Annotated in this window: 20 protein-coding genes; 12 read left to right on the forward strand and 8 right to left on the reverse strand. The window is 40.8% G+C overall.

Going from position 1 to position 24,841, the window contains the following annotated elements:
- Positions 1-134: 134 nt before the first annotated feature.
- Positions 135-968: a 1,4-dihydroxy-2-naphthoyl-CoA synthase gene (menB, locus tag V7K42_RS00090; RefSeq protein ID WP_334912392.1), complete on the reverse strand. Its 834-nt coding sequence runs from the start codon at positions 966-968 to the stop codon at positions 135-137.
- A 140-nt stretch (positions 969-1,108) separates the two neighbouring features.
- Here menB and V7K42_RS00095 point away from each other — a divergent pair, with 140 nt between their 5' ends.
- Together V7K42_RS00095 and V7K42_RS00100 are read left to right on the forward strand one after the other, a co-directional pair.
- The gene (locus V7K42_RS00095; RefSeq protein WP_334912393.1) at positions 1,109-1,957 is read left to right on the forward strand and encodes an Rpn family recombination-promoting nuclease/putative transposase; all 849 of its coding nucleotides are present in this window, start codon (positions 1,109-1,111) and stop codon (positions 1,955-1,957) included.
- Positions 1,958-2,364: 407 nt separating this feature from the next.
- A complete protein-coding gene (locus V7K42_RS00100; RefSeq protein WP_334912395.1) occupies positions 2,365-3,498 on the forward strand; it encodes a hypothetical protein in 1,134 nt (377 codons plus the stop codon).
- Between the two features lie 166 nt (positions 3,499-3,664).
- Here V7K42_RS00100 and menD read toward each other — a convergent pair whose 3' ends face one another.
- Positions 3,665-5,431, reverse strand: coding sequence for a 2-succinyl-5-enolpyruvyl-6-hydroxy-3-cyclohexene-1-carboxylic-acid synthase (gene menD / locus V7K42_RS00105; protein ID WP_334912397.1), 1,767 nt, complete (start codon positions 5,429-5,431; stop codon positions 3,665-3,667).
- A 265-nt stretch (positions 5,432-5,696) separates the two neighbouring features.
- On the opposite strand from menD, the gene folB reads away from it, so the two are divergent.
- The 3 genes from folB to V7K42_RS00120 all read left to right on the forward strand — a co-directional run bounded on the left by folB (position 5,697) and on the right by V7K42_RS00120 (position 8,738).
- Positions 5,697-6,065, forward strand: a complete 369-nt coding sequence (gene folB, locus V7K42_RS00110) for a dihydroneopterin aldolase (RefSeq protein ID WP_334892308.1) — start codon at positions 5,697-5,699, stop codon at positions 6,063-6,065.
- Positions 6,066-6,851: 786 nt separating this feature from the next.
- On the forward strand, positions 6,852-8,138 hold the full coding sequence (locus tag V7K42_RS00115; protein ID WP_334912399.1) for a GGDEF domain-containing response regulator: 1,287 nt from the start codon (positions 6,852-6,854) through the stop codon (positions 8,136-8,138).
- A gap of 39 nt (positions 8,139-8,177) precedes the next feature.
- Entirely contained in the window at positions 8,178-8,738 is a 561-nt protein-coding gene (locus tag V7K42_RS00120; RefSeq protein ID WP_094330531.1) for a sugar O-acetyltransferase, read from the forward strand.
- A 3-nt stretch (positions 8,739-8,741) separates the two neighbouring features.
- On the opposite strand, the gene V7K42_RS00125 is transcribed toward V7K42_RS00120, so the two are convergent.
- Entirely contained in the window at positions 8,742-9,122 is a 381-nt protein-coding gene (locus V7K42_RS00125; RefSeq protein WP_334912401.1) for a calcium-binding protein, read from the reverse strand.
- Positions 9,123-9,459: 337 nt separating this feature from the next.
- On the reverse strand, positions 9,460-10,443 hold the full coding sequence (locus V7K42_RS00130; RefSeq protein ID WP_334912403.1) for a DUF1517 domain-containing protein: 984 nt from the start codon (positions 10,441-10,443) through the stop codon (positions 9,460-9,462).
- A gap of 844 nt (positions 10,444-11,287) precedes the next feature.
- Between V7K42_RS00130 and V7K42_RS00135 the strand changes: the two genes are divergently transcribed.
- Both V7K42_RS00135 and blaOXA read left to right on the forward strand, forming a co-directional pair.
- Entirely contained in the window at positions 11,288-12,505 is a 1,218-nt protein-coding gene (locus tag V7K42_RS00135) for a glycosyltransferase family 4 protein (protein WP_334912405.1), read from the forward strand.
- Between the two features lie 96 nt (positions 12,506-12,601).
- Complete coding sequence (gene blaOXA, locus V7K42_RS00140) at positions 12,602-13,486, forward strand: class D beta-lactamase (RefSeq protein ID WP_442938495.1); 885 nt, start codon at positions 12,602-12,604, stop codon at positions 13,484-13,486.
- Here blaOXA and thiS read toward each other — a convergent pair.
- A complete protein-coding gene (thiS, locus tag V7K42_RS00145) occupies positions 13,483-13,695 on the reverse strand; it encodes a sulfur carrier protein ThiS (RefSeq protein ID WP_334912409.1) in 213 nt (70 codons plus the stop codon). The two genes, blaOXA and thiS, sit on opposite strands and share 4 nt — an antisense overlap.
- 64 nt (positions 13,696-13,759) lie before the next feature.
- Entirely contained in the window at positions 13,760-14,875 is a 1,116-nt protein-coding gene (locus tag V7K42_RS00150) for a thiamine phosphate synthase (protein ID WP_334912411.1), read from the reverse strand.
- Positions 14,876-15,555: 680 nt separating this feature from the next.
- Here V7K42_RS00150 and V7K42_RS00155 point away from each other — a divergent pair.
- Positions 15,556-17,418, forward strand: a complete 1,863-nt coding sequence (locus V7K42_RS00155; protein ID WP_334912413.1) for a DUF1565 domain-containing protein — start codon at positions 15,556-15,558, stop codon at positions 17,416-17,418.
- Between the two features lie 160 nt (positions 17,419-17,578).
- Here V7K42_RS00155 and V7K42_RS00160 read toward each other — a convergent pair whose 3' ends face one another.
- Positions 17,579-18,808, reverse strand: coding sequence for a TetR/AcrR family transcriptional regulator (locus V7K42_RS00160; RefSeq protein ID WP_094330539.1), 1,230 nt, complete (start codon positions 18,806-18,808; stop codon positions 17,579-17,581).
- A gap of 288 nt (positions 18,809-19,096) precedes the next feature.
- On the opposite strand from V7K42_RS00160, the gene V7K42_RS00165 reads away from it, so the two are divergent.
- Positions 19,097-19,954 (forward strand): acyl-CoA desaturase, encoded by an 858-nt coding sequence (locus tag V7K42_RS00165; RefSeq protein WP_094341568.1) that lies wholly within the window; start codon positions 19,097-19,099, stop codon positions 19,952-19,954.
- A 243-nt stretch (positions 19,955-20,197) separates the two neighbouring features.
- Here the strand turns inward: V7K42_RS00165 and rppA are convergent, their stop codons facing one another.
- Positions 20,198-20,896 carry a two-component system response regulator RppA gene (rppA, locus tag V7K42_RS00170; protein WP_334912415.1) on the reverse strand — a complete coding sequence of 233 codons (699 nt, stop codon included), beginning with the start codon at positions 20,894-20,896 and terminating at the stop codon, positions 20,198-20,200.
- 66 nt (positions 20,897-20,962) lie between these two features.
- Between rppA and hisG the strand changes: the two genes are divergently transcribed.
- The 3 genes from hisG (at position 20,963) to V7K42_RS00185 (ending at position 24,839) form a co-directional block, all read left to right on the forward strand.
- Positions 20,963-21,607, forward strand: coding sequence for an ATP phosphoribosyltransferase (gene hisG / locus V7K42_RS00175; protein ID WP_334912417.1), 645 nt, complete (start codon positions 20,963-20,965; stop codon positions 21,605-21,607).
- Positions 21,608-21,855: 248 nt separating this feature from the next.
- Positions 21,856-24,396 (forward strand): GAF domain-containing protein, encoded by a 2,541-nt coding sequence (locus V7K42_RS00180; protein WP_334912419.1) that lies wholly within the window; start codon positions 21,856-21,858, stop codon positions 24,394-24,396.
- A gap of 17 nt (positions 24,397-24,413) precedes the next feature.
- Complete coding sequence (locus V7K42_RS00185) at positions 24,414-24,839, forward strand: response regulator (protein ID WP_442938496.1); 426 nt, start codon at positions 24,414-24,416, stop codon at positions 24,837-24,839.
- The last annotated feature ends 2 nt before the right edge of the window (positions 24,840-24,841 follow it).

The following is a 24,841-nucleotide window of genomic DNA, read 5'->3' on the forward strand; positions in this document are numbered from 1 at the left end:
TTATTTAGTTATCCATTATTACTGAACTAATTTTGTAGTTTGCTTAAGATAAGATTTGTTTTTAAGATATTTAGTGCTTTAAATTTGACATGTATAAAAATCGCACCTCAAAAAAGGGTGCGATTTTTGCAATTTTAAGGTAGCCAAGGAAAAGAGCGAAAATCTGGTGGACGCTTTTCGAGAAAGGCTTGTTTGCCTTCAGACCCTTCTTGTGTCATGTAATAGAGTAGGGTGGCATTGCCAGCGAGTTCTTGTAAACCCGCTTGTCCATCACAATCAGCGTTGAAGGCGGCTTTGAGACACCGAATTGCGATCGGACTTTTTTCTAAAATTTCCTGCGCCCATTGAATCCCTTCCCCTTCTAATTGTTCGACTGGGACGACGCAATTAATTAAGCCCATTTCTAGGGCTTGTTGTGCATCATATTGACGGCAGAGAAACCAAATTTCTCTAGCTTTTTTTTGTCCCACGATGCGGGCGAGATAGCTGGCTCCAAAACCACCGTCGAAACTGCCGACTTTCGGGCCAGTTTGTCCAAAAATGGCGTTATCAGCAGCGATGGTCAAGTCGCAAATTAAGTGTAGGACATGTCCACCACCGATCGCATATCCAGCGACTAAAGCAATCACTACTTTCGGCATAGAACGAATTAGGCGTTGTAAGTCCAGCACATTCAAGCGAGGAATGCCAGTATCATCCACATAACCCGCATGTCCCCGCACGCTCTGATCGCCACCAGAACAGAAGGCATATTTACCATCAGTATGCGGGCCATAGCCAGTAAATAGGACAACACCAATAGTAGTATCTTCACGAGCATTACAGAAAGCATCGTATAACTCAAAGACTGTTTCAGGACGGAAAGCATTGCGTTTGTGGGGACGATTGATGGTGATTTTCGCAATGCCATCAGTTTTTTGATACAGGATATCTTCGTAGGTTTTGGTAGTTTGCCAGTTAATTTGCATTGGTATGAAGTGCGCTGTTGCTTCAAGAATTTTATCGCGGACGTAGGGACATGCGATACCTGCGGTGGGCTACGCCTACGTTAAAATTGGTATCTCAAGCCTTTACAATCTGGTAATTGTCTGGGTGTTGAGGAATAAAAATGCGACGTGATACCATTTTCTATAAACTATTTAAGCAATTTCCAGGTTTACTGTTTGAACTAGTAGATGAACCACCCCCAGAAGCGGAAAACTACCAGTTTGAATCGGTTGAAGTCAAAGAAACAGCGTTTCGGATTGATGGAGTGTTTTTACCTCCTGCTGATGCAGTTTCCAAAACCGTTTTTTTTGCAGAAGTCCAGTTTCAGAAGGACGAAGACTTATATCACCGCTTCTTTAGCGAATTATTTTTGTTTCTCTACCGCCACTCTATCCGTTACGAAGACTGGTTTGGAGTAATAATTTTTGGTTCTCGCAGTCTTGAACCTTCTAACTTAACTATTCACCGCGCTTTGCTGGAAAGTGGTCAAGTTAGGCGGGTTTATCTGGATGAGTTGGGGGATTTGCGACAACAACCTTTGGGATTGGGTTTGATGTTGCTGACAAATGTGACTTCTGAAACAGAAGCAGTCGAAGGGGCGCGGTTTTTGCTGGAGCAAGCACGGCAACAATCGGAGCAAGCGATAATTGATTTAGTGACGACGATTATTGTCTACAAGTTTTCTAACCTTAGTCGAGAGGAGATTGCAACGATGTTGGGACTGAATTTGGAAGAACCACGGGCTATTCTGGAAGCCAAGGAAGAGGGGCGAGAGGAAGGACGAGAGGAAGGCGAAAGAACGATCGTTTTACGACTATTAAATCGGCGTGTGGGTAATATTCCTGATGCGCTTCTGTCCCAGATTCAAGGGTTATCGGTGGAGCAGTTGGAAGCTTTAGGTGATGCTTTGTTGGATTTCTCTACTCTTGCTGATTTAGAAAGGTGGTTACAAGGTGAAGTAAGAGGGTAAGTTTCACCCAGAGAAGCAGAGGAGAAAGCGATCGCACCCGGTAAAATTCTAATAGCTACAAATCCCAAGTGAAGAAGCATTTGCAGCTTTGATCGATCTGAGGCTGAAAGACACGCGGGTATATTAGGAAGCGGTGGAAGAGTGCGATCGCTCGTCCTCTGACTGTCAAAACGAGTATTTAGTGAAATTACTGAGAAACGTTGGAAGCGTTAGCTTTGGCGTTGTTGGAATTGAGATTGCGATCGCGGACTTGGAATGGTGGTTACAAGGTCAATCAAGAAGGTAAATTTTACGCATAAAAGGGCAGTGAGAGCTAAGATTAGTATCTTGTACTTTTGCCTAAATAACATTTAATTTTGCCATTTTTTATGGTATTTATTTATGATAGTTAACAGAATAAATTAAATATGAGCCTTGAAAAATACCATTTGAATATTAAAAAGACAGGTTTTGATTTAGAATTCCGTATTTCGGAAATCCTTCGTAAATCTGGGTGGTCTACAATAAATAATAAATATTATATTGATGATGTAAAAGAAGAGGTAAGAGAAATTGATATAATAGCTTACAAGGCTATGATTACGAAGGATATTAGAATTTTTACCACACTTGTTATTAGTTGTAAGAAAAGTGAAAAAAATCTTTGGGCTTTACTTTCCAAGAAGCTTGATGAAAAAGATCCAAATTTGGAATTAAAACCTGTTCATGTTTGGTCTAATAATAAAGTTTTAGAATTTATTACCTCTACGAGTGAATTTAAAAATGATTATTATGAAAATATAATTAACCAAAAAGTTGGCAGAGCTTTATGTACACCTAAATTTCAAATTTTTGCATATCAAGAAATGGATATTGATAGTGGAAATCCAAAAAATGATACGGCGATATTTACCTCTGTTAGTTCATTAATGAAAGCGCAGTCCTATGAAATTAATTCTCTGCCAAAACGAAGAAGAGGAGAAAAGTTAAATTATATTTATCAGTTTAATCTTATTTCGATAATAGATTCAAAATTACTAAGAATACTCTTTGAAGAAAAAAATATTAATACAATTGAGATAGATGAAGATAATTATATTGCTAGATATATTATAAATAAAGAACAAACTGTTGCTCGCGTTCATTTTGTTAAAGCTGAAGTTTTTGGCAATATATTGGAAGAATATAATCTTTATCATCTAGCTAATTGCAATTTTTTCCAGCAAAAATATGATGAGTTTTATATAGATGCTACAAGTAATAAAGATAAGTTAAAACTACTATTTGATGAGTTTTACGATTTAATAAAGACTAGTTTATATTTTGAATTACTTCAATATGGATATAAAAAGACACTTGATGATTTTGTAAAAGATGTAAAAGCAGATATTAATTGGAACGAAGTTAGTCAATCACTTATAATATCGTTAGATATACCAGAAAAGTTTATTTACTTTTTAAATGAAAATCAAAAAATAGGCTCAATCGTAGCCAGAAATTTGAATAAAGTTTACCGCTATAACGGTAAATTTGAGTTTGTAGATGTGTATATACCTTTGTGAAAAACTTGTTACTTTTATAGTCTATATTTAAGGTTTTCATAAGTCAGTTTTAAAACTTATAATACTGTAAATCAGCATCATTAATTGAAAGACTTTTGATAAATGAATTTTAAATTTCATACCACAAATATATCTTTATTTTCATCTAATCAGTATTGAGCAATATCTAAGTTAATACTTCAATCACTATATCCGTGGTAAATATCCTTAAATTTCTTTGTCGCCACTTGGCATCAGCTTTGCGATTTGTCTGCACCTCCAAAACCCGAATTCCATTAGCTGGAAGCGGGTTTAATTTTTGCTGTAACTGCTGCCAAGAAGTAATCAATTCATGCTGCACATTATAAGTAGCGCACAACTGAGCAAAATCAATATCCTGGGGAGTGCCAAAAAACTCTTCAAATGGCGGATCAAATTTGGCGATGGGTAACATTTCAAAAATACCACCGCCATTGTTGTTAATTAACACAATTGTGAGATGTCCCACAAATTTATTGCGAATTAAAAAACCATTGGTGTCATGTAACAGAGCCAAATCTCCGGTTAACATCACACTACTTTGCTGGCGATGGGCAATTCCTAAAGCTGTGGATAATGTGCCATCTATACCATTTGCACCCCGGTTAAAGTGCGATCGCACTCCTAAATTATTCGGCTTCCAGAAATACTCCACATCCCGCACAGGCATACTATTGGCAATAAATAGAGGCGTTTCTGGCGGTAAAATCTGAGAAATTAACCAAGCTGCTTTACTCTCAATTATTTCATCTATCTTCCCCATCGTCTGGTCAACAGCTAATCTAACCTTAGCTTCCGCATCACACCATTGCTTTCCATAGTCTGAGGATAAAGATAAATTTCTCTCCTCTACCTTTATGTCTTCCACAGATATCCGCAAATGCGTTGTTCTCCCATGCAAAGGATCGAGGTTTTGGTCGCTCTTGTCAATTACCCAGCGTCGTGGTTGGGTTGCATCTATCCAAGTACGCAGTTCTTTACTCGTAGGCATTTCACCTACCTGAATCATCATTTCGGGTGCTAGCTGCTTTGCTAGTTGCTGATTTCGCAAAATCAAGTCGTAAGTGGAAATCAAATAAGGGTTGAGTTCGGCATAATTTCTGACTGGGGAAAGTCCCTCTGCTAGCACTGGCCATTTGAGAGTTTGGGAAAGGTGCGCGATCGCCTTACAATACTCTTCTGGTTGCGAAGGTTGGGCAACACCTGCAATAATAATGCCGCGATCGCATTCTTTCCATTCTTTGGGAATGGGGAATGGGGCATAGGGTATGGGGCATGGGTTTGTTATTCCTGCAAAAAACTCTTCTGGGTGAAACTGCGATCGCAAATAACTCAAGTCAATTCCATCAGGAAGAGGCGCTAAGGGATCGCGAAAGGGAATATTCAAATGTACTGGCCCCTTTGTAGGATTTTGCGCCCTTTCCCAGCTATGAATTACTGTTTGTCGCAGATAAGCTAGCATTCCCAGATCGGCTGAGGGTAAGGCTAACTCTGTTTGCCAATTTGGGTAATTTCCATATAATCTCAATTGATCTACAGTTTGGCCAGAGTGACAATTTCGCAATTCTGGCGGTCTATCGGTGGTTAATATCAACAGTGGTACGCGACTATATGAGGCTTCAATTACTGCTGAATAAAAATTTGCTCCTGCTGTACCAGAGGTGCAAACTAGTACCACAGCGCGTCCGGTTGCTTGAGCTTGTCCCAAGGCGAAAAAGGCGGCGGAACGTTCATCGAGAATGGAAATCGCTTCAATCTCAGGTACTTGTTGAGCAAAGGCTACTGCTAAGGGTGTAGAGCGCGATCCCGGACAAATGATGGCACAAGTCAATCCCAATCGCCTTAGGGTCTCTGTTAAAATGTAAGCCCAAAGTTGATTAACATTCCTAAAGGCGATCGGCATTAAATCAAACATAGCGATAAAACAATCTTAAATTCTAGATTTTATTTAGGGAAATTCAATTTAAAATCCATCTGGGAAAGTTTGGTGAAGAGAAGTCTGAGGGAGGGAAGCCGATCCTCGATACTTTGGAACCACCTTTGCGTAAGGGGGGTTGGAAACCAACCCTCACAAATGCGGTGATGGAACCCAACACCGCCACGCAAGTTTGGAGGAAAGAAAATCTCCAAACAAACTTGCTCCACTTTCTACAAAATGCCCAATTTGCTCTCAAACTTTTATGGACTGCATTCATTTAACGGGAATTCGCGGCTATGGCTACACTGGGTATCTACCAGAAGAACAGGTTCTAGGACAATGGTTTGAGGTGGATGTGAGGTTATGGTTGGATATTTCCATAGCGGCCAAGACTGACGCGATCGAAGACACTTTAGATTATCGCAGCGTCATTAGCTTGATACAACATCTGGTCAAAACGTCTAAGTTTGCTTTGGTGGAGAAATTGGTAGCAACGATCGCAGATTCTATTCTCCAAGAATGCGATCGTGTAACAAAAGTCCAAGTCATTCTCAGCAAACCTGCCGCACCTATTCCAGACTTTAGTGGCAAAATTAGCATTGAACTGACTAAAAGTAAGTCCAATCTCTAAACCACAAAATGCGTTTTTCTTCTCAACATCTATAAACTAGCAAAAACAGGGGGTTTACGTGGAGTGTGGAAGTATCTCCCAAAGAGAATCTTTCCTGCCATTCCCCCCGACACCTGTTTTTTATCAAAAAACTAAAAAATCACGTAATCTGCTAATGAGCATTTTATTTGTATATTTTCAGTTCAAATCATTTATGATGAAATTTTAACCAAAAGCAATGAATAATTCTAACTAATAATCTTTCATTCACAATTAAAAATTTAATCCCAATTCTTTGCAAGGCTGGATCAAATCGAGATTATTTGGTGAACCAAGGGGCAAAATTACCTGATTAATTGTTCTTAGCATTTTAGTTAATGGATAATATCATATTGCACATAACACACGATATTAATTTTAAAAAATAAGCTTAAAGTAGTATGCTGTAATTTAATTAAATTTGGTTCTTGATTATTTTTTAAATAAATACTATACTTGGTATTTATTTTCCTCAGAGAAAATATTGGACATTCTTGAAAATCAGTTTTTGATTGATGGTAATTATATGGTAAGTTCCGTTTCATGGAAATGGCATGATATTAACTGCATAGAATAATCAAAATAAGCTTTGACAAGCACAGAAATTATCAGAGGTTAATAACATGATGCTATTTGCTCATTAGTCAGTATCTATATCAAGCAATAACACAGGCTATTAAAAGATTGTTTATGATAAAATAATAACCTTTATATGCAAGTTGACACTGACAGCCAAAATCTGAACCTTAGCAAACAGGTTATATTACCATGTTCGCCCGCAAAATCCTAGTTGTTGAGGATGAAAAAATCATATCCTCAAATATTAGAAAGAGTTTACAAAAATTAGGTTATTCCGTTTCAGAAATAACCAAGTCTGGTGAAGAAGCAATAAAAAAGGTAGCCGAAACTCATCCACATTTAGTATTAATTGATATCTGCCTAGCTGGTGAAATTGACGGTATACACATAGCAGATATTATTCAAAATCAGTTCCATGTGCCTGTAGTATATCTAACAGATTGTTCGGAATATAAAACATTACAGAATAATAATCAGCTAAGTGAGCCTTTTAGTTACATAGTTAAACCATTTATCGAAAGTGATTTACATTTTGTAATTGAAATGGCCCTGTATAAACATCAAAGCAAAAAGATATTATATGAAGAAAAACAGAGGCTGGTAGCAATTATTAATAGTATGGGCAGTGCAGTGATTGTGACTTATGCAAATGGTTGTATTCAAATGATGAATACCAGAGCAGAACTAATTACTGGCTGGAAGCAAAATGAAGCGTTCGGTAAAGATTTAGTAGAAGTCATTAGCTTAGTTGACAAAGATGTAGGAGAAAAAATTGAAAATTTAGCCAAAGATGCAATCGAAGCAGGTGAATTTTTAAATTTACCAGAAAACTGCACGCTGATTACCAAAGATGGCAAAGAGATAGCGATTGGGGATAATATTGCACCCATCCGCGATCGAGATGGTAATGTTAGTGGTACGGTTTTAGTTTTTCAAGATATCACCAAACGCAAGGAGACTGAGGCGCAACTGATACGAAATGCGTTTTATGATGGGCTGACAGCATTACCAAATCGTGTTTTATTTTTAGATCGGCTTAGACAAACAATTGAACGTAGCAAACGCAGAAATGATTATTATTTTGCAGTTTTATTTTTAGATTTAGATGGCTTCAAAGAGATTAACGATCGCTTTGGGCATGGAATAGGAGATGATTTTTTAGTAGCGATCGCTAGACGTTTAGAGTCGTGTTTACGCGGTGGCGATACTGTAGCACGATTTGGTGGTGATGAGTTTACTGTTCTTTTAGAGGATATTAAAGACGTTACTGACGCTACCAATGTTGCCAAACGGATTCAAGAATCCTTGCGATCGCCACTTAACCTGAATGGATATGAATTATCTACTACAGCTAGCATAGGTATTACTTGGAATTTTAGTAGTTATGAGGAGCCTGCAACTTTGCTACGAGATGCTGATATTGCCATGTACCGAGCTAAACGGAAGGGAAAAGCTACTTATGCCATATTTAGTTAATTAGTCCTTTCTGCTGCCATTTAAAACGATCTGAATGTCATGGAAAAAACCGAAAAACAGAAAATGCTCGCAGGCGAATTATACCTGGCGGAAGATCCAGAATTAGCTACGGAAAATAAGCGAGCTAGTCGTTTGTTGCGAAGGTATAATTCTACAACTGAAGAACAGCAAGAGCAACGGCAGCAAATTTTGCAAGAGTTATTTGGAAAGATCGGTGACAAAGTATCGATTGTGCCACCATTTCACTGTGACTATGGTAGTAATATTTTTGCTGGCGACAAGTTTTATATGAACTATGGCTGTGTAATTTTAGACTGCAATACAGTTCATATTGGCGATAATGTTTTGTGCGCTCCTTATGTACAAATTTATACTGCTTACCATCCTACAGAGCCAGAAATTCGCCTTTCTGGGAGAGAATTAGCTGCCCCAATTAACATTGGTAACAATGTCTGGATTGGTGGCAGTGCAATTATTTGTCCAGGTGTAACTATTGGTGATAACACAAGCATTGGTGCTGGCAGTGTAGTTGTCAAAGATATACCTGAAAATGTTGTCGCTGCTGGCAATCCCTGCCGCGTCATTCGCTATTTGTCGTAGAGTTTAAAATTTATAACCTCTAGCAATCCAATAGAGCCAGTCTGCGATCGCTTCTTGAGTTTCGCTATCAGTATCAATGGCTGCTATTTCAGATAACTTTGCAGAATATACATCTTCATCCTTACCATTAATGTAAGCCACTTCTACAAACATATCTTTTAAGCATTCATCATCTGGAGCCATTCCCAGCACTTCCACATCTTTCTCCTCAGTAGAGCCTGATTTGCGTCCCTTCTTAGTCCACTTAGCCACAAAGGGAAAATTCAGAACCTCTTCGAGGTAGTAATACCAACCCATAGCTCGGTCTTCTTTGTCTTCAGCATCTACAATGATCTCTGTTTTAATGCGATGCTCTCGGTTTTCGTCGGCTTCAACATTAGGCATAAGATAACGCTTTACGTGTATAACATTTTGATAATATTACCAAAGTCTTGCCTAAGAATAATTTTTCTAAAACATAGTTAACTATATAGGACTTATGCATAAGAGACATCCTAATCCCCTTTAAAAAGTGGGCTTTTAGGGTTCACTTTTTTATGGGAGATTAGAGAGGATCTAGGTTTCAGTTTTCAGTGCGGAAGTCTTGCTATATCTAAGTTATACAAAAAACCGCTTGTCATCGACAAACGGTTTTCTAGTTATTTCCTTAAAAGAGGAACTTATTTGCTGTGCTTCAGTGGTAAATGATTTCTCAGCACCAAAGCGCAAAATTTTTCAGAAATTAAACTAGTCTTAAATCAGGATAATTTGCCAGTACATCATCAGACGTGAGGGTATCATTTTCAGCCTGCGGAGTCCAAAGTACTTCAATTGCCAGAAGCTTCTCACTAGGGATACTACCAATTTGGCGCAAAGCTTGACGCAAATCATCAGCACTGTTAATTGCTGTGGGGATTTCAAACTTACCTAGTGTAGCTGCTAGCAAGGTGACAATAATATATTCTCCAGGGCCTTCGGTAAATAAGCGGGTGGGATTGTCGAGTTCACCAACCGGGGGTAAAGCATCTTTGGCAAGAGCTGCTTTTAGCTGGTTGTTGACGTTAGAAAGAGTTTCTTCACTAAACTTGCTGCGTTCTGCCAGTGACAGCCGATTAAACTGACTTTCAGCTGAATTTAAACTTGCTTGTTGAGTACCACCACCTGCATATACAAAGTATTCGGGATGGCGGAGTAAAGCTAGACTGGCTTCTTGCAGAATTTCTGCTCTCCCCTCTGGGGTGTTAGTATCAGCAGTTTCAGCAATGTGGTTGAGTTCATTTTGCAATTCGCGGGCTTGAGCTAACAAACCGACTTGTAAACGAGTTACCGAAACAGGAGAGTTGCTGCTGTAATCGGCTTCTCCAGTTTCACCACTAGAGACGCGGCGGAAAGTTTGCCATAGGAAATTAGCGATCGCAAAGAAGATTAAGATGCTAAATAGACCACCAAATCCTCCCCCAATACCCCAAAAAGGAATTAGGAAGGGAAAGCCAAAACCGCCACCAAATCCTCCGCCAGGATAATACCCGCCGCCGCCAGGTGGTGCATAAGTGCGTGGTGTATAAGTGCGGCTGGAAGGCGCTCTAAATGAGCCACCACCGATCCGGCCCCCACTGCGGGCTGCTAATGCTCCATCGGCGTGACTAAGAGCCAAAGTTAACATCAGACTTAGGACTAAGAAGGTCTTTAACAGTGGTTTGATGGTTTGTTGTAGTTTTTTACGCATAGTTACAATCGCTTAGAAAACGGAATTTTTTATGATTTCTCCCCATGTTGGTAGGAGTGTTGCGGTATGGCGCTAACCACAGCCTGTAACAACCAAGCCTTGTAGCATTCACTTTTAAAGGCTACATACTCAATCTACCGCGTCTTATCTGGCGTAGGCAGCGATCGCAGGGGGGATTTCTCGACTGGGGAACCGTACCTTAAGATATGTTCACAATTACAGAAAGTTGCGATGTCTACGACGGTCTAAGCGTACGGGCAATTGTTGCTACGTCTTGGATTAGCATTCCTATACTACAGTCTTGAATTATACAGTTGATTATTTTGACTAATTTTTTAATACTTCACCGACTTGTTTTGTCACAAGGTGGGAGGATATTTTTAATATATAAGCACTATATACTACATTTATCAATCAATACATTTACTTATTCAGGAGAACCATCAAGTGACTATAATACTAATCAGTAAAGCTAACAAGCCACTAAATGGTTATCAAATGCTTGTACAGCTTCGTGGCATTTTGGCACACAACTTCAAAGTATTCACGATATTATATTAAGAGTAGGTAATTTTAGCAACATTTATTCGTTAAGTAAATGAACTCCAAGTGCTAGATTTTATTTATTGTCCATCATGCACAGAAATTCTCAATACTGGAGAATTTTGCCGCCAAAATAAAATCAATCCAAAAAAATAATCTTCCTGGCTAATCTTCTAAAATAGCCTTCAAGTTTTTCTACCAGATTCGTTTTAAAAGAAATAAAATAATAATTATGGCTTTGGAAGTAATCCTAATTGCAAATAAATTAAAAATTCTTTGAAGTAAATTCGTCAACTTGATTATGGAACATATTTCTCAACTAACAGCTGAAATCAGAGATAAAGCTGCATACCCAGATATCCTAGTCATCAGCCGGATCTTCCTGCCGAAAGAAGCTGTAATTGGGGAATATATGTATAATCGCTGTCTCCAAGATCCAGAGCGAGTTATTGTGCTGACAGCGAGTTGTTCAGGAGATAAAGTATTTGACGAAAGTCAACAATTTCCTGTATATCGCTGGTTTTATCCTAGCTTTTGGCGTAGTGGCTTTGTGGGAAATATCCTGAAGCCTTTTGTCAATATTGTCTGCTCATTTGTCCTTGCAATCAAACTCTATTTCCGTTATCACTACCGTTATATAGAATGGGGCCACGGCTATGATTTTCCTTCACTGTTGCTATTGAGCTATTTGTTACCTATTCGCTTTTTTATCTATTTGCACGGGAATGATTTTCTTTGTACTTTACACAATCCCGTGCTGCGATCGCTATTTAAATTAACACTTCATAGAGCCGAAGGTATTGTTTGTAACAGTACTTATACACAAGATTATCTTAGAACTACTTTCCGATTAGATACTCCTACCCACGTCATTAACCCAGTCATCAGACCAGAAAAATTTGCTAATAATGTAGAGAGTCCCAGCAGCCTTGATGATTTACGGGTTCGCGTGCGTCAGGCGTACAACATTCCCGATTCATCAATAGTTATTCTCTCCATCGGAAAGCTAGTAAAACATAAAGGTTTCGACCGAGTAATTGATAATATTCCCCTATTGCTAACTTTTGGGGTCGATGTCCACTATATAATCTGTGGTCATGGGTCAAGTGAATCGGAACTGAAATCTCTGGCGCATCGTTTGCGGGTAGATAAGCGCGTCCACTTTGCCGGATATGTGCGTGAGCGAGAATTAGCAGGTTATTATGCAGCTTGCGACATATTTGCCATGCTGACTTTATTGGATACTAAACCTAATAGTATGGAAGGTTTTGGTATGGCTTATTTAGAAGCAAGTTACTTTGGTAAGCCTGTAATTGCCCCTCGCTTAGGCGGTGTTCTAGACACAGTTCAGCATGAAGAGAATGGGATACTGGTTAATCCCAATTCTGGTAATGAAGTGTTTCAAGCTTTCAATCGGTTGTGCAAAGACCAGCAATTACGTGAGCAACTTGGCCGCAAAGGTAAAGAATTAGCCAAGCGGAGAACCCTTCATCGCTCGCTGTATAAATCAGAGGGGTGAAACGCAGTTTTGATAGCTTTGGAAATGAACAAGATTACGGTGTAGAATCTCGCTTATGATTCGATTAAAAATGCAATGAAAAATATCTTGTTTCGCATGGAGCTATTCATTCGGCGCACTCACCGAACCCAAGCTATTATCTTTACAGTTATTGGATTTTTTATTGTATTAAGTGTGACTACTTTTGGGGCAATGTATGTTCTGGCTCAACCTGCTTCAACCTCATCTGAACGTCTTGCTGTTAAAACACCAAATTTAGGGCGACACTTTCAAGAATTCGGGCATGAAGGCTCAATATTGATTTACGACTTAAAAAATAACGGCTTTTATGAACATAATCCTCAACGGAATGCAACTGCTATCGCTCCAGCTTCAACATTCAAAATTTTTAACGCGTTGGTAGCTTTAGAAACAGGTGTAGTTCCTGATGATGTGGCGGTTCTGACTTGGGATGGAATTCACCGAGAAATTGATGCTTGGAATCATGATACGAATTTGCGTCAAGCCTTTAAAGATTCAACTGTTTGGTTCTATCAAGTACTAGCACGTAAGGCTGGATATGAACGAATGCAGCAATTTATTAACAAGGTAGGTTACGGGAACCGTCAAATTGGCACCGCCGCAGACATTGATCGTTTTTGGCTACAACAGCAGATATTGCAAATTACACCCAAAGAGCAAATTAAGTTTTTGCAACGGTTATATCAAGGCGATTTGCCTTTCTCCCAAAGAACAATAAATCTTGTTAAAGACATTATGGTACGTGAACAAACTCCAGACTACATACTGCGGGGGAAGACGGGATGGTTAACGACTACCAAACCAAACGTTGGTTGGTTCGTGGGTTATTTAGAGCAAAATAAAAACGTCTACTTTTTCGCAACAACCCTTGATATGGATAAAGCAGAGGATGCACCCACCCGCATCGAAATTACACGACGCAGCCTCAAGGATTTGGGCTTACTAGCTAAAATCAATTAACCACCACCAACAATAGTTACCACTTCTAAGCGATCGCCTGGTTGCACTTTTGTATCTGTCCAAAACTGGCGATGTAAAATTTCACCATTATACTCTACAGCGACCAAACGGGGATTGAAACCCAACTCTTGGAGTAAATCGGGTAAAGAAGTTTGAAATGAGCAGCTATGGGTTTCCCCATTTACCTGAATCGTAATCTCATTAGACATAAATGTGGAAAATAGGGAATTGGGTATTGGTTACTCACTTTGGGCTAATAACAAATGACTCTTTTTAAAGTTCTGGTTTAATGCGATTGAGTTGGGATAGCAAATATTGTGTTACTAGAGTAGGCTGTTCGGCTTGCATGAGCGATCGCACTACCGCTACCCGTTTAGCTCCAGCATCGATCGCATCATTAATATTATTCGCATCGATTCCCCCAATGGCAAACCAGGGAATTGAGCAATTTTTGGCTGCATAGCTGACATATTCTAAACCTGTGGCTGCCTTACCTACTTTTGTGGGAGTTTCATAAACTGGCCCCACGCCAACGTAATCTACACCTTCAGCAATTGCTCCTTGCATTTCTTCTTTATTTGTGGTAGAAAGACCTATCAGACGCTGCGAACCGAGTAATTGCCGAGCAACAGCAATAGGCATATCTTGTTGTCCCAGATGCACCCCATCGGCATCGACAGCTAAAGCTAGATCCACGCGATCGTTAACAATAAATAAAGCACCGTAGATGTGGCATAACTGCCGTAATTTTCTAGCTTGTTCTAGACGCAAAGAATCATCTGCGGTTTTGTCGCGGTATTGTAAAAGCGTTAATCCTCCTTTAAGTGCGGCCTCGACATTGTTCAACAAATTTTCATGTGGGGAAGTCACAAGATACAAATGCGATCGCCACAACAATTGATGGCGCTGATGACCCATTAAACTACTTTCTAGGGTATAAACCTGATAGCGCATCTGTTTACAAGCCTTAGCCATATTTGGTTGGGTTAGCTTGCTGTATTCTTCCAGCACCCGCAAAGCTTCTTCGACACGGCAAAAGTTAGCTTGCAATACCGATTTTATACTAGCTCGTTCTTCTTCTTGAGGATGGGTTAACTGAGTTCCAAGATCGCCTGGTGTATCCCGCGCCGCCCGTAATTCTGAGGTATGCCACTTAGCTACCTCTTGGCGCAGGCGCTTGCATTCAAGAGCTAGCTGGGCATTGTTCAAGCCAAAACGACACCATTCTTCAATAATTCGTAAGCCTTCACGAGCGCGGTCTAAATTGGCATCTAAAATGCGGTAAACAACTTGTTGTATTTGCTCTTTTTGGCTGAATGGCTCGACCATTACAACAACCCCGTTAGTGCTTTCATCGAAGTGTGAATTATCATATCTCTTAGTAACCATAAGCTCATAAATCTGCTTTTTTTTACTCAATTTTCGCTGAATCTACGCAAAAAAACGTAGTAGTGAGGGTTACGATAAATTATCCCATGTTCCTATAGGCAGTGATAAGGGTAGTTTGAGGCTACAGTTTTGCACTAAGGTTAGTCAAGTCTTTTTGGGTGAACAACAAGCTTAAAAAGGACTAGCCGAAAGGGATACACCAGAAAATCTCTAATGGGCAAACTAAATTGAGACTGTATGGATACTATTTAGAGAGTATTTGTTTTTTGAGAAAGATTTAAAAGATGTTGGTAATCACCATCTCCCCAAAAACTGGTAATTACCAAAATTTTTGTCAGAGTTCAAGGATTGCAACGGCCCACATCCCTCCCAGAACTTAAGTCCTGGGCTAATAGTTGAAGTCTACTTAAATGGACTTTAATTCTTGTTTAGTTCTCTTGAGAGGAATACAATCTGTTAGCTTTAAAATTCTATTCCGAGGCGACGATTGTTAGATGTGAATAATCACAAGCTCTTTGGGGGTGAAAGTCTTTTGGCAAAGATATTGTTGAACAGACACAATATCAATTTATTACCCTGTATTAAAAATCGCCAATCAGTCAATATGTGAGTAATATTATCGACATAATACTCTCTAAGAGTATAAGAATTTATTGTTACTTCTAAGGAGCGTGTTAAATATGATTCACTGGAGTGCATTTACTAAGTACCGTAGAGGAGATATTATGCTTGCAAGGCTGAAGTTTCTGGAATCAGCAAAGCTTTTATTTTTTAGCTTATCAGTATTATCTTTTACCGTAAGTATAGGAACAGCAAGTATAGGCTTCCTGGGTAGCGCGATCGCTCAGATGCCATTGACACCAAATTCAGCACCTATGGGTGAGAAAACCAATTCTCAGGCTAACATGCTGTTTGTCAACCCCAATGGTGGAAATGACAGCGCAGGTAATGGCAGCGAATCCGCTCCTGTAAAAACGATTACCCATGCGTTGCGATTAGCTAACGCCAATACTGTAATTATGCTCTCCACGGGCACTTATAGCGCCGAGACAGGAGAGGAATTTCCCTTAATGCTGAAACCGGGTGTTTCAATTCAAGGCAACCCTAGCAATCAAGGTAAGGATATTATTATTCAGGGAGGTGGTGATTACCTCAGCCGCAGCTTTGCCGGTCAAAATGTCACGATTGTAGGAGCAACCCAAGCCTTGCTGACTGGGGTAACGGTGACGAACTCCAATCGCCGGGGTTACGGTTTATGGATTGAATCTAGCGATCCAGTAATCGCGGAAAATACATTTACTGGTAGTACTCAAGATGGGATTTCTGTCTGTGGTAATGCTGCACCCACTATTAGCAAGAATTACTTCGATCGCAATGGAGCCAATGGCATCACAATTGCCGGGAATTCCAGTCCGCAAGTGAAGGAGAATGTCTTTCACGAAACTGGTTTTGGAATCAATATTGCCCAAAATGCCGCTCCTATAGTCATAGGCAATCAAATTCAGAACAATAGATCGGGAATTGTCGTGCAAGCAAAAGCCCGCCCGATTTTACGGAATAATATTATTCAAGATAATAAAGAAGATGGTTTAGTGGCGATCGCTCAAGCAATGCCAGATTTGGGTAGTGCATCGGAACCAGGGGGTAATCAATTTCAAAATAATGCCCGCTACGATATTAACGCCAGCGCTGCTAAACAGGTAATTTCTGCTGATGGTAATAATCTTGTGAGCGATCGCATCACTGGCAAGGTAGATATTAACGGGACAATAGCACTAGCAGCACAAAATTCTCAATCGACTCCCAGCAATGTGCCACAAGAAATACCACCAACTGGGGAAATCACCTTCTCAGCTCCCGAAACCTCTGAAACTACCAATGAGCAAACCAGCAACAGCATTTCAGTAAATAATCCTGTTTCTACACAATTAAATAATCAATTGCTGCCATTAGTGCCAGCCAATGTTCCACTTTCCACGCCTATATCCAATCAGCAGCAAGCTACCTCTAAAGTTGTCGATTTTCCTACTCCTAGCAGTTTGTCAGCTAGACAAATACCTGCAACTTCCAGTCCAGCGCAGCCGTCTAATACACCACAGTTGAATTATGTGCGAATCGATCCTAATACGATTGAGTTTAATGCCCCTGAGTACCCATCCAATTCAGGAGCCAGCACAAGAAATCAAACACAGCAGCCATTAGCAATAGTAGAAGCTACTGCCCCAAATGCGTCAGCACTTTTACCACTTCCCGATCGCAATATCTCTATCCCTAATCCTCGCAATATACAAACAAGTTCTGTAACGATGCCCGATCGCGGTAATGCGACACAGTTCGGTATCCGCTATCGCGTAGTTGTTCCACTCTTCACTGATAGGGATAAAGATTTAGTGCGATCGCTTGCTCCTGGTGCGTTTCCCACAGTTTGGCAAGGACAAAAAGTTATGCAAGCAGGAGTATTTAGCAGTGAATATAACGCTAAAGAAATGCTTAAAACACTCTCTAGTAAAGGTTTAAGAGCCATTATGGAGCCGTTGAATTAATGAGTGCTGAGTGCTAAGGGACTTCCAGAAATTAAATTATTCAATTTTGGAGCGAAGATGATCAATTAGATTCTTCCTCCCCTGCTTCCCCTGCGCCCCCTGCCTCCCCTGCTCGCCAAAGCGATGGGATATTTTTTTAGTTGGAAGTCCCTAAAAAATCCTATCCTGGCTTATGATCCAAACGGGTGGCTTGCTCTAAGGCGGCTTTTTCTTTGGCTCGGCGGACATAGGGTTGTAATTGAGAGCGATCGCAACCTGTTAAAATAATCAAATTTTCTAAGCTGATTCCCCGCATTAACATTTCTACGCGCCAGGTTTGTTGCGCCTGGGCGATCGCTGGCGTTTGTCCTTGGGGAGTTAATAGTCCCTCACTCCACACTTGCCAACGTTTCTCAAGCTCTGATTCTGACATCGGCGTGCCTATTTCATTCAGAAACATGCCTGTTTGAGCATCTTTACGACTTTTCAGCCATTTAATTAAGGGATTATTGGTAAAAGAACCGTAGCGTTTGCCCAAAATCCATTGATTCACAGGCACTTGACGGACAAATCCGGGGATTGTAATTTGTAGGAAGTGCCCTTGAGGATCGTAGATTTGGTGCGATCGCTCCAAGCGAATTATTTCTGTGGCGGATAACCCAGCCCCAAATAACACATAAGCCAAGGCATAATCTCGGATTCCCGATTTCCTTGCTTGTTGCAGAATTTCATTAACTAAACTAGCTGGTAAATCAGCTACTTCTGTGGTGTTAAACCCTCCTTGGAAACAGCTTGTTGCTGATTCTGCTGAGGATGACATGGCTCCATGTAAAAATAACTCCACCAAATTTTCCAGAAAATCATCCCGATCCTCCCAAAGTTCGTGAAATTCGCTGGTGAACTCAATTACGGCATATCCCAAGATCATCCCATTCAACAAACTGGCTAATTTTTCTGCTGGTAGATAGGTATTTAGGTGTCCCTGCTGGATTACAGTAGCTAAATACTGAGCTACATAGCGGTTTGCCTCTGTTACTCCCCTGCCTAATGCGCGGCGATTTTCTGCCGGGAATTGGTCGGCTTCACCTACCACAGACCGGACGAACTCTGGTACTCGTTCTAATGCGTGCAAGCTATCACTTGCATAATCTTTTAGAGCTTGGTAGACATTACCAGGAGGCGTTGCCCGCCGCACCAGCGACTCACCTAAATCCTTGAAAGCTGCGGACTCTTCTAGCACAGCTAAAAGTAATCCGTGCTTATTGCCAAAATTCCGAAATAGAGTCACTTCGTTGACTTCGGCTTTTTCAGCAATTTGGCGGGTTGTGGTAGCGCTAACTCCCTGAGCCGAAAACAACTCAAGTGCAGCTTGAATCAGGCGTTGACGAGTGGAAATAAGGTGAGAAGACATAGAAAAATGCAAGTGGCACTTGCAGGGATATCAGAGTTCTGCTAGCATAACAAATGTAAGTGATACTTGCTTTACTCTCCCCTACGGGTGACGCTCCTGCGTCGCTAGCGCTGCGAAGGCAGCCAGTCACTAATGGGAGAAACCGCCTTGACGCTAGCCTCTTCCTTCCTTTGGGAGAAGACCGCGCTGGCTCACTGTAACTAACTAATATACAGTGCGAGTAAATCCCTTGTGGGATGGCATCCGAGAAAAGGCAAATTGCTTCATCATCCATCAACAGGAATTTTTATGACTGCAAATTTTGGGGCGATCGCCCCTGAGAGAGGCAACTCACCTCAACTCAGTTGGACAAATGTAGTATTTTTTACTACGTTTCATGCTTTAGCACTTCTGGCTCCTTGGTTTTTCTCCTGGCCAGCATTAGGTTTGCTAGTGTTTCTCCACTGGTTATTCGGGAGTATTGGTATTTGCCTGGGATATCATAGACTACTGAGCCATAAGAGCTTCCAAGTCCCCAAGTGGTTAGAGTATGCGATCGCCCTCATTGGAGCGCTGGCTTTGCAAGGTGGGCCGATTTTTTGGGTAGGTGGACACCGCCAGCATCACGCTCACACGGAAGATATTAATTTAGACCCCTATTCTGCTCAAAGAGGATTTTGGTGGAGTCATATACTATGGATTTTCTACCCGCGTCCCGAATTTTTTGACTATGAAACCTATAAGAAATATGCCCCCGATCTAGCTAGACAACCCTTCTATTGTTGGCTGGATCGCTACTTTTTGCTGTTGCAAATACCCTTCGCACTGCTCCTATATGCTTTAGGAGGATGGCCTTTTGTATTCTATGGTGTGTTTCTTCGATGTGTCTTGCTTTGGCACTCAACCTGGTTTGTGAACTCAGCATCACATCTGTGGGGTTATCGGACCTTTGATGCTAATGATGGCGCTCGTAATCTTTGGTGGGTATCCATCGTCACTTATGGAGAAGGATGGCATAACAACCATCATACTTATCCCCACATGGCGAAATCTGGATTGTCTTGGTGGGAGATTGATATTACTTGGTGGAGCATCCTAGTTTTGCAGACTTTGGGTTTAGCCAAAAAAGTTGTCTCACGTCCTCCTCAAGGTGCAACTCACGGCTAAATTGCAACTCAACGATGGTGAATTTGTTAAGTCGATTGCTTCCCGCAGTCGGCTTACTAATTTTTATCAGTACTGTTTCACCGTAAAATCTAATCGTTTAAATCACCACAATACATCAAGCGTGAAAAAGGTTCAGTTAAGGTTAAAACTCAATGAACCGCAGAGAACACAGAGAGAAGGAAAAAATTCTTAACCCAAGCGTATTGCTTTCTTTTTAACTACGAATTACGAATTACGAATTAGTTAAACTGACTCCACTGTAGAAGCACCGAAACGATAGCCTTTGCCGTAGACTGTGTGAATCAGCGCAGTTTCTCTACCTACCTCAATCTTACGGCGCAGCAAACGAATTAAGGCTGCAATCACATTACTGCTGGGTTGTTCTTCCTCTTGCCACAAATTATGCAAAATTTGGGCATGAGTCATTAGTTGTCCCGTGTGTTCCATAAAATATTGCAGCAACTGACTTTCTTTTTGCGATAACTCAATTATTCTTCCTTGACGATAGGCGACTTGATTTTCACAATCGAGTTCTAAATCAGCGACGGTTAAACGTCCGGGGGTGGTTTCATAGGTTTGGGAACCGGAACGACGCAATAAAGCCCGGACTCTGGCTAATAACTCCCGCAGTTCAAAGGGTTTAACTAGATAGTCGTCAGCACCAGCATCTAAACCTTGTACGCGGTCATCTAGAGTATCTTTAGCTGTGAGAAACAGTACAGGAGTAGTTTTGCCTTGTCGTCGCAATTGCTGACAAATCTCTAACCCCGTTTTTCCTGGCAGCATCCAATCTAAAATTAGTAGGTCATAACTGCCAGCTTGTACATATTCGTTGCCACTTGTACCATCGTAAGCGGCATCCACAATGTAACCCTCACGAGTTAACAAGCGACTCAAGGGTTCAGTTAGTTCAACTTCATCATCAACTAATAAAATTCTCATGCTGCTGTGGTAAGCATATAGAGATATTATTCAACTGCCAGAACGCCAAGGATATTAAGAAAAAGAATGCTGACTGTTGCATTGCCCAAAGGGGAACTCCTTAAAAATAGCATCCGCCTGCTACAATCTGTGGGATTAGATTTTAGTGCTTTTTTAGATTCAGGAACTCGCCAACTTCAAATTCCTGATACTAAGGGACTTGCAAAAGCTTTGTTGGTACGGGCGCAGGATGTGCCTGTTTATGTAGAATATGGTCAAGCACAACTGGGTATTGTCGGCTACGATGTGTTGCGGGAGAAGCAGCCGCAAGTTGCCCACTTGGTAGATTTGCAGTTTGGAGATTGTCGGATGTCGGTGGCGGTAAAAGCATCGAGTTCTTACCGATCGCCTTTAGATTTACCACCACATGGTAGAGTTGCTTCAAAATATGTGAATTGCGCTCGTGAATATTTCCACAGTCTAGATTTACCTGTAGAAATCGTACCGTTGTATGGTTCAGTAGAATTAGGCCCGATTACTGGAATGTCAGAAGCGATCGTGGATTTAGTTTCTACAGGGCGAACTCTGCGCGAAAATGGTTTGATTGAAATTGCTACTCTGTATGAAAGCACGGCACGGTTGATTGCCCATCCTCTAAGTTACCGCCTGAACACGGGTAATCTCAGTGATGTGATTTCCAAGCTGCGGGAAACAGTTTTGATAAAGGTTTAACAGTTACAGCAGAAGTTATAAGTCAGAAATCAAACTAAAGTTTTCATCAATGAAATCATGATTTTGTTGATGAAAATCATGATTTTTATAACAAGACTAAATTTGTTTACACTAGGATTAGTGCGATCGCAAAAGTACGACAAAATTTCCTGAACAGCCAGATGCGGGGAAATGACTAAGAATTGTTAAAAAAAATTACGCTACTTTTGATCCAGAAATATTACACTTATATCTCTTAATAAAAGTTAATGAACCCTGGACACATTGATACAGAACTGGCGCGGCTAGAAGCCCTCCGCCAATATCAAATTCTTGATACTGAACCCGAAAAAGCTTACGACAATCTTGCTCAGTTAGCGGCATTTATTTGTGATACTCCCATCTCTTTGGTAAATTTTATTGATGAAAACCGTCAATGGTTTAAGGCAAAAGTAGGTTTAGATGTATCAGAAATGCCCCGGTGTGTTGGATTGTCTTACCTTTGCCAAGAGCAACGTCAGGTTGTGGTAATTCCTGATACCTTAGCGGATGAAAAGTTAGCTAATAATGCAGTAGTCATTGGCTATCCCTACGCGCGATTTTATGCGGGCGTACCCTTAATTACCCCAAAGGGAGATATGCTAGGAACTTTGTGTGTAATTGACCAAGTTCCCAAAGAATTGAGCCAAAAACAAGTTGAAGCGCTTGTGGCTTTGAGTCGCTTAGTAATCGACCAATTAGAACTTAGACGTTATGTAACTGAAGTATCTGAAGTTACTGAAAAGCTAATGGCACAGAAGCAAGCTGCGAGAACCCGCACCAATAATCTTCTTGAAAGCATCACTGATGGTTTTTTTGCCTTAGATAAAAAGTGGCGATTCACCTACATTAATGGTCAAGCAGAACGGCTGTTGCAAAAAAACCAAAATGAGCTTTTGGGTAAAAACATCTGGGAAGTGTTTCCAGAAATCATCGGCACAACATTTTACCGTGAGTATCACAAGGCAATTTTAGAACAGGTGAGTGTGGAATTTGAGGAGTTTTATCCGCCACTAAACTGCTGGCTTCAAGTCCACGGTTATCCTGCAAAAGACGGCTTGTCTATTTATTTTCAAGACATTACTGAACGGCGGCGAATAGCAGAAGCATTACGGGAAAGTGAAGAACGCTGGCAATTAGCATTACATGGTAATAATGATGGCATCTGGGATTGGAACCTCAAAACTAATGAAGTGTTCTTCTCAACTCAGTGGAAAGAAATGCTCGGTTATAAAGACGACGAAGTTTCCAACGGTTGGGATGAATGGATAAAACGAATCCACCCCGATGAGCGAGATTTGGTATTTCAAGCCTTCCAAGACCACTTTGCCAAGAAAACACCGTTTTACGTCTGTGAATATCGAGTCCAATGCCAAAACGGCAGCTATAAATGGATTCTAGATCGAGGACAGGCACTTTGGGACGCATTGGGTGATATAGTTCGCATGGTGGGTTCTTATACAGATATCACAGATCGCAAGCGGGCAGATGAGGAATTAAAACGGCAGAATTTACGCTCGCAATTATTTGCTGAAATTACTCTGAAAATTCGAGAATCTTTACAAATAGATGAAATTCTTCAAACCACAGTTATTGAGGTACAAAAATTACTCCAAGCTGACCGAGTTTTAATTTTCCGACTGGAAACTGATGGTTCGGGAACAGTAATACAAGAGGCAGTATTACCTGGTTGGCCCTTAATTTTGGGAGAAAATCTGAACGATAAATGCTTTAAAGAACAATACATAGAAAGATATCGTCGGGGCAGAGTGAGTGCTATTGAAGACATTGAAGCTGCTCATATTCAACCATGCCATCGAGAATTTCTTCAGCAGTTTGCTGTGAGAGCCAACCTCATAGTACCGATTCTTGTCAGGGATGGTATTTGGGGCTTGTTGCTGGCTCATCAGTGTGCCGCACCTCGAAAATGGAATAACTTTGAGATGGAGTTGTTACAGCAACTAGCTAACCAAATTGGCATTGCTTTATCTCAAGCGCAACTATTAGAAAAAGAAACCCAGCAAAGTCAAGAACTCGTCCGTTCTAATGCAGAATTAGAACAATTTGCTTATGTGGCTTCCCATGACTTGCAAGAGCCATTACGGATGGTAACAAGTTATTTACAGCTACTAGAGCGAAGATACAAAAATAAACTTGATGCCAATGCCGATCAGTTTATCACCTATGCAGTAGATGGGGCCCGGCGAATGCAGACCCTAATCAACGATTTATTGAACTATTCTCGCGTCACCACCCGCGGACAACCTTTTAAGTTAGTTGATTGCGATCTAATCTTACTTTCTGCGATCGCTAATCTCCAAATTGCGATCGCAGAAAGTAAAGCAATTGTTACTCATGATTCTCTACCGAAAGTGATGGCTGATACTACCCAACTCACACAAGTATTTCAAAACCTGATTGGTAACGCCATCAAATTTTGCCAAAATCAGCAGCCACAAATTCACATTGGGGTGGCCAAGCCAAATGCAAATTCAGACGGGGAAAGTTTAAATTCTATTCCATCGGTAGATGAATGGTTATTCTGGATATGCGACAATGGAATCGGTTTAGAATCCCAGTATGCAGAACGCATTTTTATAATTTTCCAGCGCTTGCACGGTAGAGATAAGTATCCTGGTACTGGAATCGGTTTAGCAATTTGTAAAAAGATTATAGAACGCCACGGCGGCCGGATCTGGGTTGAGTCGAAACCGGGTCAAGGCTCGACTTTCTACTTCACAATTCCAGATAGAGCAGGTAAGCAATCGTGAGTATCATAAAAGCGATTATGCCTATTGAGGTTTTGTTGGTAGAAGATAATCCTGGCGATGCCCAACTTACACGCATCGCTCTAGAAGATAGTAAAATATCGATTCACCTAAATGTGGTCGAAGATGGTGTGGAGGCAATGGCATTCTTGCGGAAACAAGGGCAATACATCACAGTAGCTCATCCCGATATTGTACTGCTCGATTTGAACCTACCCAGAAAAGATGGGCGAGAAGTACTGGCAGAAATCAAAGCAGACGAAAAGCTCAAAAGAATTCCCGTAGTCGTTCTGACGACTTCCCAAGCTGAAGAAGACATCATCAAAGCCTATAATTTATCTGCAAACTGTTATATAACTAAACCAGTAGATTTCGATCAATTCGTTAAAATTGTACAATCAATAGAGAATTTTTGGTTTGCGATCGTAAAACTGCCACCGGAGTAGTG

The organism is Nostoc sp. (assembly GCF_036917455.1).
Taxonomy (GTDB): domain Bacteria; phylum Cyanobacteriota; class Cyanobacteriia; order Cyanobacteriales; family Nostocaceae; genus Nostoc.